The 14896-nt window shown below is 43.9% G+C and carries 12 protein-coding genes; 1 reads left to right on the forward strand and 11 read right to left on the reverse strand.

The features are described 5' to 3' along the window. Positions 1–38 precede the first annotated feature (38 nt). The 10 genes from nqrM to EYR97_RS15545 all read right to left on the reverse strand — a co-directional run bounded on the left by nqrM (position 39) and on the right by EYR97_RS15545 (position 9792). The gene (nqrM, locus tag EYR97_RS15500; RefSeq protein WP_131094573.1) at positions 39–272 is read right to left on the reverse strand and encodes a (Na+)-NQR maturation NqrM; all 234 of its coding nucleotides are present in this window, start codon (positions 270–272) and stop codon (positions 39–41) included. A 9-nt stretch (positions 273–281) separates the two neighbouring features. After that, a complete protein-coding gene (locus tag EYR97_RS15505) occupies positions 282–1322 on the reverse strand; it encodes an FAD:protein FMN transferase (protein ID WP_131094574.1) in 1041 nt (346 codons plus the stop codon). Positions 1323–1441: 119 nt separating this feature from the next. Beyond that, a complete protein-coding gene (gene nqrF, locus EYR97_RS15510) occupies positions 1442–2674 on the reverse strand; it encodes an NADH:ubiquinone reductase (Na(+)-transporting) subunit F (protein ID WP_131094575.1) in 1233 nt (410 codons plus the stop codon). Positions 2675–2694: 20 nt separating this feature from the next. Beyond that, positions 2695–3303, reverse strand: coding sequence for an NADH:ubiquinone reductase (Na(+)-transporting) subunit E (gene nqrE, locus EYR97_RS15515; protein WP_131094576.1), 609 nt, complete (start codon positions 3301–3303; stop codon positions 2695–2697). 3 nt (positions 3304–3306) lie between these two features. Further along, positions 3307–3939, reverse strand: coding sequence for an NADH:ubiquinone reductase (Na(+)-transporting) subunit D (locus EYR97_RS15520; RefSeq protein ID WP_131094577.1), 633 nt, complete (start codon positions 3937–3939; stop codon positions 3307–3309). 10 nt (positions 3940–3949) lie between these two features. Then, positions 3950–4714 (reverse strand): Na(+)-translocating NADH-quinone reductase subunit C, encoded by a 765-nt coding sequence (locus EYR97_RS15525; protein ID WP_131094578.1) that lies wholly within the window; start codon positions 4712–4714, stop codon positions 3950–3952. Then, complete coding sequence (locus EYR97_RS15530; RefSeq protein WP_131094579.1) at positions 4704–5906, reverse strand: NADH:ubiquinone reductase (Na(+)-transporting) subunit B; 1203 nt, start codon at positions 5904–5906, stop codon at positions 4704–4706. The genes EYR97_RS15525 and EYR97_RS15530 overlap by 11 nt, the downstream gene beginning before the upstream one ends. Before the next feature lie 3 nt (positions 5907–5909). Then, complete coding sequence (locus EYR97_RS15535; protein WP_131094617.1) at positions 5910–7250, reverse strand: Na(+)-translocating NADH-quinone reductase subunit A; 1341 nt, start codon at positions 7248–7250, stop codon at positions 5910–5912. Between the two features lie 489 nt (positions 7251–7739). After that, positions 7740–8918 carry an enoyl-ACP reductase FabV gene (gene fabV, locus EYR97_RS15540; protein WP_131094580.1) on the reverse strand — a complete coding sequence of 393 codons (1179 nt, stop codon included), beginning with the start codon at positions 8916–8918 and terminating at the stop codon, positions 7740–7742. A 253-nt stretch (positions 8919–9171) separates the two neighbouring features. Further along, on the reverse strand, positions 9172–9792 hold the full coding sequence (locus EYR97_RS15545; RefSeq protein WP_131094581.1) for an FKBP-type peptidyl-prolyl cis-trans isomerase: 621 nt from the start codon (positions 9790–9792) through the stop codon (positions 9172–9174). A 233-nt stretch (positions 9793–10025) separates the two neighbouring features. On the opposite strand from EYR97_RS15545, the gene ppc reads away from it, so the two are divergent. Then, positions 10026–12647 (forward strand): phosphoenolpyruvate carboxylase, encoded by a 2622-nt coding sequence (ppc, locus tag EYR97_RS15550; RefSeq protein WP_131094582.1) that lies wholly within the window; start codon positions 10026–10028, stop codon positions 12645–12647. Between the two features lie 109 nt (positions 12648–12756). Here the strand turns inward: ppc and EYR97_RS15555 are convergent, their stop codons facing one another. Next, positions 12757–14424 (reverse strand): methyl-accepting chemotaxis protein, encoded by a 1668-nt coding sequence (locus EYR97_RS15555; protein WP_141354800.1) that lies wholly within the window; start codon positions 14422–14424, stop codon positions 12757–12759. Between the last annotated feature and the right edge of the window lie 472 nt (positions 14425–14896).

The raw sequence follows: 14896 nt of genomic DNA on the forward strand, positions 1-14896 counted from the left end.
AACAGCGCTTTTTAACGTCTTAGAATTTCTGCTAAGTACTACAAAATTTGATTTTGTTTCCACTCATCTAGTTTTTTCTGACGAGCAGCTTCTTTCTCCATTCGTGATTTTTTGCGATCACAAGGCTCAGGACAATCACACGCTTTTTCGATACCCAAGGCACCTAAACCGCCACAACTTCCTGAAATGGACTTTCGCTGAACTAAGTAGCCCACTGCCATTGCTAAAACCATAGCAAGGAAAAAGCCAAATGCTAAAATGAACGTAGACATCGCTACCCCCTAATTATGAACTGTCACCAGTTTATCAAATTCTGGCGACGCATACTCTTCAAAACCATTAGCTGTGCGACGAATAAGGAAAACCGCAAGCTGTTCTTGCTCTGCAATTTCGATTGCTTTATCCCAACCCATTACATTAAACGCTGTTGCCAGGCCATCAGCCGTCATCGAAGAAGAGTGGATAACCGTTACTGATACCAAGTTGTGAGTTATAGGCGCCCCTGTAGTTGGGTCAATCAAATGAGAATAACGAACACCGTTATCTTCATAATAATTGCGATAATCGCCAGACGTCGCCACTGCATGAGTACCAATAGATACCACTTTTTGAACAGCGCGTTCTGTCGTTACCGGCTTTTCTATTGCGATTAGCCATTCACTTCCATCACCACGCTCTCCTCTTACTCGCATTTCACCGCCAATCTCGACAAGATAATCAACAATGCCTTGCTGTTCTAATATTGATGCGACTTCGTCCACACCATACCCTTTTGCAATTGTCGATAAATCGACATACAACATAGGGTGACTCTTCTTAAGACCGGTTGGCGTTGTAGAAAGTTTCGAGAAACCCACATATTCGCGAATAACATCAATGTCGGCTTGGCTAGGCACTATCTCTGGACGTTTAGTCGGCCCAAATCCCCACAAGTTGACCAACGGACCCACTGTGACATCAAGTACTCCACCACTGAGCTGCGCTAGGCGAAGCGCTTCATTCACAACAAACAAGGTGTCAGGAGATACATTAAAATTATCAGTAAATCGATATTGATTAAAACGCGATAACTCTGATGTTGGGTCGTAGGTCGACATCAACTTATTCACTTCAACCAAGCGTGCATCAATTTCACTTTGTAGTCTTTGCGCATCCACGCCATTGGTTTCAGCTTCATCCAGTAGATACTTAACATTATATGTTGTACCCATGGTTTGCCCTTGCAAATGCACTACAGGGCGTTGCTCATCGCTACAACTGGCAAGCAATAAAATGCCAATAGCAACCACGGCAAGAAAAATTCGAATGGCAAATCGAATCACGTTATCTTCCTTTCATTCATACGCTGCGTTGATGATTCATTCACAATCTAAAGTAACGTTACATCAAAACAAACAAAAAAGGGGCTAACGCCCCTTTTTTACAATACTAACTGCGTAGATTAACCACCGAAGTCATCTAGCATGATGTTTTCGTCCTCAACACCTAAATCTTTAAGCATGTTGATTACGGCCGCGTTCATCATAGGTGGTCCACACATGTAGAACTCACAATCTTCTGGCGCAGGGTGATCTTTCAGATAGTTCTCTAAAAGAACTTGGTGAATGAACCCAGTGTAACCTTCCCAGTTGTCCTCTGGTTGAGGATCTGAAAGCGCTACATGCCACTGGAAGTTCTCGTTTTCTGCTGCAAGCTCATCGAAGTCTTCAACATAGAACATTTCGCGAAGTGAACGAGCACCGTACCAGAAGCTGATCTTACGGTCAGACTTAAGACGACGAAGTTGGTCGAAGATATGTGAACGCATTGGCGCCATACCTGCACCACCGCCAACGAATACCATTTCTGCGTCTGTGTCTTTAGCGAAGAATTCACCGAACGGACCAGAGATAGTTGCTTTATCACCTTCTTTCAGGCTCCAGATGTAAGAAGACATCTTACCTGCAGGTAGGCTTAGGTTATTAGGCGGCGGCGTAGCGATACGCACGTTTAGCATAATAATGCCTTCTTCTTCTGGGTAGTTCGCCATTGAGTATGCACGAATAGTTTCTTCGTCCACTTTAGACTCAATATCGAAGAAGCCGAAACGTTCCCAATCGCCACGATATTCTTCTGGAATATCGAAGTCTTTGTATTTAACGTGGTGCGCAGGCGCTTCAATTTGAATGTAACCACCCGCACGGAATGGAACGCTCTCGCCATTTGGAATTTTAAGCTTAAGTTCTTTGATGAACGTTGCTTTGTTATCGTTAGAGATAACTTCACAATCCCATTTTTTAACACCAAATACAGACTCTTCAAGTTCGATGTCCATGTCTTGCTTAACCGCAACCTGACATGAAAGACGACAACCTTGACGGGCTTCACCCTTGGTGATGTGATCAAGCTCAGTAGGTAGAATTTCACCACCACCTGAGTGTACATCTACACGACACTGACCACATGAGCCACCGCCACCACATGCAGAAGATACGAAGAAACCCGCATCTGCTAGTGCACCTAGTAGCTTGCCACCCGGTGCAGTTTTAATTGCCTTGTCTGGGTCTCCGTTAATGGTAATAGTTACATCACCTGTCGGTACCAACTTAGACTTGGCAAACATAATTATAAATACTAGCGCCAATACAATGGCAATGAACATGCCGACGCCTAGATATATTTCTACATTATTCATTTAGTTGCTCCCGAGCTTTATTACAGCTGAATACCAGTGAAAGACTGGAAGCCAAGTGCCATAAGGCCCGCAATCATGAATACAGAACCCAGACCACGAATACCATCAGGCATATCAGCATACTTCAGCTTCTCACGTACTGCCGCTAGCAATACAATTGCTAGTGCCCAGCCCATACCACTACCAACGCCATACACGATGCTTTCAGTGAAGTTGTACTCACGCTGTACCGCGAAAGCCACACCACCGAAGATTGCACAGTTAACGGTAATTAGCGGAAGGAAGATACCTAATGCGTTATACAACGCTGGGAAGAACTTATCTAAGCTCATCTCTAGAATCTGAACCAATGCCGCAATAACACCGATAAACGTTAGGAAGTTAAGGAAGCTAAGGTCAGCTTCAGGAAAACCTGCCCACGCAAGTGCGCCTGGAGCAAGAATGTTTACGTAAATAACTTGGTTAACCGGTACAGAGATACCTAGTACTACGATAACCGCAACACCAAGGCCCATAGCCGTTTTAACTTTCTTAGATACCGCAAGGAAGGTACACATACCCAAGAAAAGTGATAACGCCATGTTCTCAACAAAGATTGAGCGAACAAATAACGACAAATAATGTTCCATGACTTACTCCTTAGGCTCTACTTGCTCTGGACGGATGGTACGGATAAACCAAATCATACCGCCAATTAAGAAGAACGAGCTGAATGGTAGGATTAACAAACCATTACCTTGATACCAACCACCATTTTGAATTAGTGGAAGAATTTCGAAACCTAAAATAGTACCGAAACCAAATAGCTCTTTAATTGTACCAATTACAATAAGAATAAATGAGTAACCCAAGCCGTTACCAATACCGTCTAGGAAGCTCATTAGAGGTGGGCTCTTCATCGCATACGCTTCCGCACGACCCATTACGATACAGTTAGTAATAATTAGACCAACGAATACCGAAAGCTGTTTCGAAACTTCATACGAATATGCTTTTAGAATTTGGTCAACAACAATTACCAACGACGCAATGATTGTCATTTGGATGATAATACGAACACTCGACGGAATTTGCTTACGAATGAGTGATATAAACAAGTTTGAGAACGCTACAACGCTTGTAAGCGCTAATGACATTACCAATGCTGTTTCCAGCTTAGTAGTAATTGCCAATGCTGAACAAATACCGAGTACCTGTAGGGCGATCGGGTTGTTGTCCATAATTGGCCCAAAGAGGGCCTTTTTCATTTCTTTAGTATCTGCCATGAGACTTCCCTTATGAACGCCATGCTTGGTTCTTCAGGAACTGGCCGAAGCCTTGCTCACCTACCCAGTAGCGTACTGTGTTTTCAACACCGTTACTGGTTAGGGTTGCACCTGAAAGCGCATCAATTGTGTGAGGATTGCTTGGGTTAGCATTTTTCACTACACGAATAGCAACGTCGCCATTTTCGAATAGTTCTTTACCATCCCATTTCGCCTGCCATGCAGGGTTTTGCACTTCACCACCTAGTCCTGGCGTTTCTTTTTGCTGATAGTAAATAAGCTCGCGAACCGTTTGGCCGTCTGCATCTACCGCTAAGAAACCGTACATAAGATCCCAAAGGCCGCTACCGTGAACAGGAAGAATGATACGAGATACATCACCTGCTTCGTTGCGCACTAAGTAAACACTTGCCACGTTAGGGCGACGCTGGAAGCCAACATTGCTGCCTTCTACTTTAGTGCTTAGCTCATTTACCTTTGCTGCTTTATACATGTCATAACCTTGGCTAGGCGCTTCAACGAAGGTACCTTGGTCAAGATTTACAAAGCGCTGCTCTACTCGCTCGCTATACGTGCTTTCAATTGCGCTATTGCTCATGCCCATTTCATACAGGCCTGCAGCAGTTAGAATGTTGCTCTTTTTATCAAGAGCTGCGTTTGTTTGTTGTAAAGAGCGAAGGCCAACTGCCGCGCCAGAAACAACAATTGAACAAACTAAACATACGGCTACAACTACACCAATAGTTTTGCCTAAAGATTCTTTCTTAGCCGACACGTGCTACCCTCCGCTTGATGTTGCTTTGCGCGACGAAATAGTCGAACAGTGGCGCCCACAAGTTAGCAAACAAGATTGCTAGCATTACACCTTCTGGGAAGGCTGGGTTTAGGACGCGGATTAGTACCGTCATGAAACCAATGAAGATACCGTAAGCCCACTTACCTTGGTTTGTAAACGACGCAGATACAGGGTCTGTCGCCATGAAGAACATACCAAAAGCAAGACCACCAACAACAAAGTGCCAATGTGCAGGCATTGCAAACATAGGGTTTGTATCACTGCCGATTAGGTTTAGTAGTGTTGCGAAGAACGCTACACCAATAGCCACACCTGCAACAATGCGCCAGCTAGCTATACGCATGTACATGATGAACAAGCCACCAAGGATAATGGCTAATGTAGATACTTCACCTGCTGAACCAGAAATAGTACCGATGAAGCTATTCATCCACTGGTCCATGTTGGTGTAGTCAAGGTTGCCTGAAGCCGCTTGGCTAAGAGACGTTGCACCAGAATAACCATCTGCTGCTACCCATACTTGGTCACCTGAAATCTGTGCAGGATACGCAAAGTAAAGGAATGCACGACCAGACAGTGCTGGGTTAAGGAAGTTACGACCTGTACCACCGAATACCTCTTTGGCAATAACAACACCAAAGGTAATACCTAGTGCAACTTGCCAAAGTGGAATAGTAGCTGGAAGTGTTAGTGCGAACAGTACTGATGTTACGAAGAAGCCTTCGTTAACTTCGTGCTTACGCACAGAAGCGAAAAGTACTTCCCAGAAACCACCTACCGCAAAGGTTACTGCGTAGATTGGAAGCCAGAAACATGCACCGTAGAAAAATAGGCCAAGTGTGCCCGCATTTGCCAAGTCGCCGCCAAGCGCTGCGAATAGGCCTGCTTGCCATGTATCAGGTAATGTACCTGCACCCATTGCAATTGCATCTTGCGCTTGCAAACCGATGTTGTACATACCGAAGAACATAGCTGGGAATGTTGCCATCCACACCATGATCATAATGCGCTTAAGATCAATGCTGTCACGCACGTGGGTGTTGGCTTTGTTTACCTTACCAGGAGTATAGAAAATAGTAGCTGCTGCTTCGTAAAGCGCGTACCACTTTTCGTGTTTACCGCCCGGCTCGAAGTTTGGTTCGATTTTTTCTAAATACGCTTTTAAACCCATGACTTAACCCTCTTTCTCAATGGTGGTCAAACAGTCGCGTAAAATTGGCGCATAGTTGTATTTGCCAGGGCATACATAAGTACACAATGCCAAATCTTCTTCATCCAATTCTAAGCAACCCAACGACTGAGCACCGTCAGTATCACCAGAAATCAGGTCCCTAAGCAGAAGCGTAGGAATGATATCTAGGGGCATAACGCGTTCGTAATTACCAATTGGAACCATTGAGCGTTCAGAACCATTGGTAGTTGTTGTCATATCAAATGTCTTGCTGCCACTTAGGTGACCTAAGTAAGCACGAGTCACTGAGTGCTGATTTGAGCCAGGTAAAATCCAGCCAAATAGCTTCTTCTCGCGACCTTCTTTTAGTAGTGAAACTTGCGTGTGGAAACGACCTAGGAAGCCGTGTACACCTACCGCAGTTGTACCGCTAAGTACTGAACCAGATATCACGCGTACTTCACCTTCAACCAACTCGTTAGTTGTTAGCTCAGTTAAGTCGGCACCAAGTACGGTGCGAACCAAGCGCGGGTTCTTCGCTGCAGGACCTGCCAGCGAAACAACACGACGGTTATCTAGTTCACCGGTTGTCAACAATGCACCAATCGCCATAACGTCTTGGTAGTTAACATGCCAAACGGTTTTATTCATGCCAGCAGAATCAAGGAAATGAATGTGTGTACCTGGTAAGCCCGCAGGGTGAGGACCACCAAACTCTTCCACATCTACCGCTGCATCACCAGTAGGTACAGAAGCACCTGCTGCTTTACAAACGTATGTCTTGCCACCGCTCAATTGTGTTAACGCTTTAAGACCATTTACAAAATCGTCTTGGCGCTCAGCAATAATGACCGCAGGATCTGCAGCCAATGGATTAGTATCCATTGCTGTTACAAAAATTGAGCTTGGAACAGAATCTAGCTTCGGCGACCTGCTGAATGGACGCGTACGTAACGCTGTCCACATGCCAGATTCCACAAGGATTGATTGAAGTTGCTCGCGTGAAGCACTCGCGATCTGGTCAGCTGCAATTTTATCGAAGCTAACGGCGTCATTGCCGCTTACTTTGATTACTACAGACTGAAGAACACGTTTTGCACCACGGTTAACCTCTACCACTTCACCCGCAGCAGGAGCAGTGAATTTAACGCCAGGGTTCTTTTTGTCTTCAAAAAGAACTTGGCCTTTCTTCACTACATCACCAACTTGGATGTGCATGGTAGGGCGCATACCCACATATTCTTCTCCCAGAACGGCAACGCGCGTTGCAGCAGATGCATCAGCAATCCCCTGCTTTGGCGCTCCCTCAATTGGGAGGTCGAGACCTTTCTTGATTTTTATCATATGTAATCGCACTACTCTAATAGAAATACCCTTTTGCATGACCGCAGTAATCCTGCCTGTCAGCATGCAAAAGCGCACTATTAACAGGTGTTAAACACCTTTTTGTTGTTGATTGATAGAACTAGACCTAATTTGCCACGGTCAGCCTGTTATGAAGCCGTAACCACTAGTTCATTTTTTGCGGACGTTCAAAACCGCCCTATAACTTTAGAGAACCAACAAAAACGCCACTTATTTTTATTCTTGTGACACTGTGTGTTTTGCTGCTGTTTTGGTAGGAGTAGAAAAGCCCCCTACTTAATTTCGGGATTTTAGCATTAACCCATGGGTTTGTGCCATGCTATTTCAAGATAAAGCTAAATTTTTCTACAATTTAATGTAAACCTTTAGTCGCACTAGAGCGTGTTGACCTATGAGGGAATAAAAAACGCCGCCTTAAAAGACGGCGCATTCTGTGCAGGAATCAATACATGCGAATAGATTTAGGTATTACCAATTAACCATTGGCTCTACATCTTGCTCATAGTCAACTGAGTCAATGTCAAAACCAAACAGCTTTAAAAACTCGTGATGATAGCCTTCATAATCACTCAAATCATGGAAATTCTCTTGTGTTACTTCATTCCATAATGCTTTGATTTTCGCTTGAGTTGCATCATTAGTTTCTTTGCCATCCATGCGATAACGGTTTGCTTCATCAAGCGTTGGTGTATTGCCAAACAAACACTCGGTAAACAGGCCGAAAATTTGTTCAATACAGCCTTCGTGTGTCCCTTCCTCTTTCATCACTTTGTAAATCAAAGAGATATAGAGCGGCATTACAGGAATGGCAGAACTAGCTTGAGTAACCAGCGCTTTCAATGAACTCACATTGGCTTGAACTAAAAGATTGCTGTTTTTACCAATGATGGCTGCCGCAGCGCGGTCGAGATCTTCTTTTGCTTTGCCGATGGTCGCTTGACCATAGATAGGCCATGTGAGTTCCTTACCAATATAGGTATAAGCCGTGGTTTTACATCCTTCGGCTAAAACATCAGCCTCGCGAAGGAAGTCCATCCAACGCTCCCAATCTTCACCACCCATCACTTTAATAGTATTGAGAATTTCATCGTCATTGGCTGGCTCGAGTGACACTTCATGTACTTTATCTTTGTCAGTGTCATAAGTCTTTGTAGTGTAAGCTTGGCCAACAGGCTTAAGGGTCGACTTGTACGTCACCCCTGTTTCTGGATCTGTTCTTCGTGGTGATGCAAGACTGTAAATTACAAGGTCAACTTTCCCCATTTCCGCTTTGATTTTATCAATAGTTTCCACTTTGATTTCATCAGAAAACGCATCGCCATTAATGGTGTCAGCGAAAAGACCTTTCGCTTTTGCTTGTTCGTGGAATGCTGCTGTGTTGTACCAGCCTGCTGTACCTGTTTTGCGCTCTGTCGGCGCTTTTTCGAAACAAACACCTAAAGTTTTCGCGCCGTAGCCAAAAGCAGAAGTAATGCGCGAGGCTAGACCGTAGCCTGTTGAACTACCTATAACCAGCACGTTTTTAGGACCTTCACCTAGGTCGCCTTTCGCTTCCACATAAGCAATTTGTTCTTCTACTGCTTTTGCACAACCTACAGGGTGCGCGTTTGTACAAATGAAGCCTCTCACTTTAGGCTTGATAACCATAATAATTTTCCTTATTTGAGCATGGCGCTATTGTAATGCCGACGCGATAGATAACAACTCGGAGCAGATGGAACTAGCATACCGCAAGTGTTGGGTATTAACAGTCATTTCATTTATTTTAGAAAAGTGTTGAGCGCTAGAGATGAAAGACTATTAGAGCGTGTTTAAGGTTAAAAAAAGAAAGTTGTGAGCTATCTTTGAATATGTGAGCAGAGTAGCGACAGGAGTGATGGCACACTCCTGTCAACAGGCATTAGCCTAAGATATCGAGTAATTCAACATCGAATACCAATGTGCTGTATGGACCAATTGCCGCACCCGCACCTTGCTCGCCGTATGCAAGATCATGTGGGATGTGTAAACGGTATTTAGCACCTACTTTCATAAGTTGAAGCGCTTCAGTCCAGCCTTTGATAACACCGCCTACAGGGAATTCTGCTGGCTGACCACGCTCGTACGAGCTGTCAAAGGTGTTTCCATTGATAAGTGTACCGTGGTAATGAACACGTACTGTGCTTGATGCTGATGGAACTTCACCGTCGCCTTCAGCAATGACTTCGTACTGAAGACCAGACTCAGTTACTGTAACTTCGTCACGCTTTGCGTTTTCTTCAAGATACTTAGTGCCTTCTTCAATAACCGCTTTGCTCGCTTCTTCTTTCGCAGCTTGCATGCGCTTATGAATTTCACCAAACGCGTCACGTAGTGTGTCGTTATCTACTTGAGGTGCTTGACCAGAAAAAGCATCTTTTAAGCCAGCAACAACTGCATCTATGGCAAGTCCTTCGAAAGGATTTGATTGCAATTGTTGACCCATTTGAAAGCCAATGCCGTAACTTGCTTGGGTTTCTACTGTATTGAATGTATCAGTCACAAAAACTCCTGAAATTAAATTACAAATGCAGTACAAATTTCAAACAACACGCTAAGTGCGAGAATGTTTCTGCATTTTCCGGTGCAAGAGTGTACCACACCAGAAATCATCTTGCTTTGAGCAATAGTCTGATAGGGGTGAAAGTAGCAAAATGTTGTAAATTATAACCGAAAGTGGTTAGACAAGACGCAAAGGACACAGTATTGTTAAGACCATATATTTAGGAGGATAGCATGCAAACACACTACGATGCTGAACTAAAAGACACGGTTCGATACCTTGGAAAGACCCTTGGTGAAACAATTAAAAACCAGTTGGGTCAAGAGTGGCTAGATCGTATAGAAAAGATACGTAAAGGCGGCCGAGCTTCTTATCAGGGCGACGCGACATGTAGCGAAGAACTGAAAGAAACTTTCAAAACAATGTCTGACAGTGATTTGTTGACAGTTGGCCGTGCATTCGCGCAGTTCTTGAACTTAGGCAATATTGCTGAACAAGAATACAACGCCGCAATGAACGTAGATGCATCCATAGATGCGCTATTTAAGCACCTAGATAAGGCAGAACTTACTGCTGAAAAAGTGCAAGAGGCTGTAGCAAAGCTCAATATTGATCTTGTGCTTACCGCACACCCCACAGAAGTTACCCGTCGTACGCTAATTCACAAGCACAAAGAATTAGCCAATTGTTTGCAAGCTATTCACCAAGAATCGCTTAATGACGTAGAGCGTGGCAAAGTAGAAACCCGTATTGCAGACCTGATAGCACAGGCTTGGCACACTGAAGAAATTCGCTCTGTTCGCCCAACGCCTGTTGATGAAGCGCGCTGGGGATTCTCGGTCATTGAAAACTCATTATGGGAAGCGGTTCCTGACTTTATGCGTGAACTTGATGGACGCTTAAACGAAGATTACCAAGTTTCTTTACCATTAGATTCATCACCGGTTCAATTCAGCTCTTGGATGGGCGGCGATAGAGATGGGAATCCATTTGTTACATCTAAAGTAACAGAACAAGTACTGCTACTTGCCCGTAAGCGCGCAGCTAAGCTTTTTGCCATCGATTTAGACCGCTTACAAGTTGAATTGTCGATGTATGACTGCAACGATGAGCTACGTGCCAAAGTTGGTGATGCTAACGAGCCTTATCGCGCACTGCTACGCCCTCTAGTTGATAAGTTCGTATCAACTCGTGATGGCATTAGTGATTACTTGGCTGACAAAAATCCAGATACGTCGAACTGGGTAGAAAGTGACGACGAGCTTATCGAGCCATTGATGCTTTGCTATCAGTCATTGCTTGATTGCGGTATGCAAGTGGTCGCAAACGGTCTGTTGCTAGACACGATCCGTCGTGCAAGAGTATTCGGTGTGCATTTACTGCGCCTTGACGTGCGTCAAGACTCTGAACGTCATGCGGATGTATTCAGTGAACTTACGCGTTACCTTGGGCTAGGTGATTATGCCCAATGGAGTGAAGCCGATAAGCAAGCATTCTTGCTCCGCGAATTGGGTTCTAAGCGCCCCCTATTCCCTGCTCAATGGGATGCGTCTGATGATGTAAAAGAAGTACTCGATACCTGTAAGGTTATTGCTAAGCACAGCAAACACGGGTTCGGTATTTACATTATCTCTATGGCCAGTGAGCCATCCGACGTGCTTGCCGTACAACTACTTCTACAAGAAAGTGGCGTAGATTGGCCAATGCCGGTAGCCCCATTATTCGAAACCCTTGACGACTTAAACAACTCACCTGATGTAATGCGTAAGCTATTGTCTATCGACTGGTATCGCGGTTATGTGAAAGGTCGCCAGTTTGTCATGATTGGCTATTCAGATTCAGCTAAAGATGCAGGTGCATTGGCAGCAGGTTGGGCACAATACCAGTCACAAGAAGCCTTGGTAGCTATAGCCGATGAGTTTGATGTTAGCCTTACCTTATTCCACGGTCGTGGGGGTACAATTGGTCGTGGCGGTTTACCAGCGCATGCAGCTATTTACTCTCAACCTCCTGGTTCCCTTGAGGGCGGTTTCCGTGTAACTGAACAGGGCGAAACTATTCGTTATAAGTTCGGTATGCCAAAATTGGCAAAACGCAGCTTAGGCATATATGCCAGTGCGATTATTGAAGCAATGCTATTCCCACCTCCGGCACCGAAGCAAGAATGGCGCGAACTTATTACAGCGATGGCTGCACAAGGCCGTGATAACTATCGCGCGACTGTACGTCACGACAAAGAGTTCGTTCCGTATTTCCGCGTTGCCACACCTGAGCAAGAACTTGGTAAATTGCCATTGGGCAGTCGACCCGCGAAGCGTAAGCCACAGGGTGGTATCGAGAGCTTACGTGCTATCCCTTGGATTTTTGCATGGGCACAAACCCGTTTAGTATTACCAAGCTGGTTAGGTGTAATGCGTGCAATTGATAGTGTTAAAACCCCTGAAAACGAGAAAGTGGTTAACGAGATGTTTAGCCAGTGGCCATTCTATCGTTCGCGCTTATCTATGCTGGACATGGTTTTCCACAAAGCTGATCCGCGTATTAGCGAAGCTTATGATGCCCGACTTGTTCCTGATGAATTGAAACACTTTGGTGAAGCGCTGCGTAGCGAACTTAAAGAGAGTATTTCCTCTTTATTGGCGATTACCGGTGACGATGACATTATGAAAAACGACCCGCAAGGGAAGGAATCGATGGAAATTCGCGCCGCGTATTTACAGCCCCTACATTATCTTCAGATAGAGTTGTTAGATCGTATCCGTAAAGCTGGAGACGGTGCGCAAAACTCTAGCTTAGAACGTGCTATGATGGTGACCATTGCAGGTATTGCGATTGGTATGCGCAATACTGGCTAACACTAATAAAGGTTGTTCTACATATCTATACCGGGCTTGCTGATAAGCCCGGTGTTTTTTATTCATCGAAAAACCAAGTTCCAAGATCAAAGCTACACTTTAAACTGGTTTACGACCTCCTCCAGGTCCTCTGTTTTTTGTTCATGCCATCAGCAGTTTGTGCGTTATTCTGTGCAATCTTACTTAGTCCATTGGTCTGCTCTGAAATTTCAACAACGCGCTTACTAATATCATCAACCACAATACTTTGCTCTTCTGCTGCTGCGGCTATTTGCGTATTCAAGTCATTCATCATTGTTACTTCGTTAGCAATATTGGTAAGTCCATCTGCGGTATCTTTAATGCTGTCCTCCACAAGAGTACTGCGTTTTATATTGTCGTCCATTACGTTTACCGCATTACGCGAACCGCTTTGCAGCTTACTGATCATCTCTTGAATCTCTTCCGTGCTGCCTTGGGTTTTACTGGCTAAGTTTCTTACTTCATCTGCAACCACAGCAAAGCCTCGCCCCTGCTCACCTGCCCTAGCCGCTTCAATAGCAGCATTAAGTGCAAGCAAGTTAGTTTGTTCAGCAATACTCTCAATGACTTGAAGTACCGCGCTGATGTTTTCAACATCTACACCAACTTGGTGCACAACTTGGCTCGCCCTCTCCATTTCCACTCGTAGCTGTGTCATTTCGTCTCGGCAGCCTTCTACTTTGCTCAGTGCATCCATTCCATTTGACTTAGCCTTTTGTGCTGAAACCGCAGCACTTGCCGCATTTGAAGCCACTTCTTGCGCGGTCTGTGACATTTCTGTAATAGCGGTTGCAACCTGTTCTACTTCACTTCGTTGCTTCACACTCACGTCTTCAATTTTTTCTACGTCAGTGAGCAATACAGAACTTTCTTCTTTTACACCTATTGATACTTCCCTCACTTTCAATATAAGCGAGTGAAGCGCTTCTAAAAAGGTATTAAGGCTTCCAGCTAAATCACCTAATTCAAATTTATCTCTAACGGCTAATCTTTGTGTTAAATCGCCATTGCCATCTGAAAGGGTCTTGATTGAACGAGTAACTTCTTTAAGTGGGGTGAGTATTGAACGTGCCATGGCGAAGCCAATTGCAGTAAGAATACCGGTGATAATAACCGCAATTACAATAACTGAAATGAACATTGCATTGCCTGATGCAATGGTTTGTTCTTTAAATACATCAACTTGCTTTTCTATCGTATCAATATAAATACCAGAGCCTATCATCAAGTCCCAACGGGGAAGGTATATTGAATAGGATAGCTTGGGAATGGGCTGTGTACCTCCTAATCGAGGGAAGTGATAAGTTACAAACTCGTTTCCCTGCCCTACGCCATTCTTTTTACTCGCCTTGATAAGTTCATTGATGAGATAGACACCATTAGCATCTTTGAAATCTTTAAAGCTATCACCTATGCGGTCTGAAGAAGATCCACTGAAAACGCGTATAGAATTACTGTCATAGCCAAATATATAGCCATCTTCACCAAATTCCATTCTTTTCAGTAGAGCAACAGCGTCTTCTAACGAACCTCCTTCATCATAAATTGGCTTGATGGTGTTATAGGCAACATCAATAATATTTTTGAGTTCGTCTTGACTTTCTTCCAGCAACGCCTCTTTCGTGTTAACAACTTGTAAATCGACTAACTCACCCACTTCGCCCTTAATAATAATTAGCATTGTCAATGCCATAATGAGCATTGGCAACAATGAAATAAGCATCAGACGTGCGCCGATTGAGAAACGATCAAACATAGATACCTCCAAGTAACTTAAAAGGTGAGCCTCAGAGCTAAAACAATAGCATCATGTAAAATTTTTAATGTGCATGAAAATATATTTAGAAATTTCTTATATAAAAATTTAAAGCCGATCAAAACATTTAGCAACATAAATACGTAAATTACCTTCAGATTTACTAATTTACTTTTATTAAATGACAGTTTTGCTGCTAACCCAAAAGTGGCGACTAAATTCACTAGTACTGAGTTTTGCTTTACCTGATAGTCATATTCGTGAAAGACAAAGCTAGAACCTTATAATTTAGTAAAACACCAAACACAATTAACATTATATTAACAGGCAACCTTAAGTCTAATGTAGTGCAGTTTTCAAGCAATCGCACGTGAAACGTCAAAGTAGATATAAAACAAAGAAAAACAAAAAGAAATGGGGTTACGTAAGGTCGCAATAGGCCGTTCTTTTTCTTAGAAACCTCGGGGATTGG

The organism is Alteromonas sp. KUL42 (assembly GCF_006538325.1).
Classification (GTDB): Bacteria; Pseudomonadota; Gammaproteobacteria; order Enterobacterales; family Alteromonadaceae; genus Alteromonas.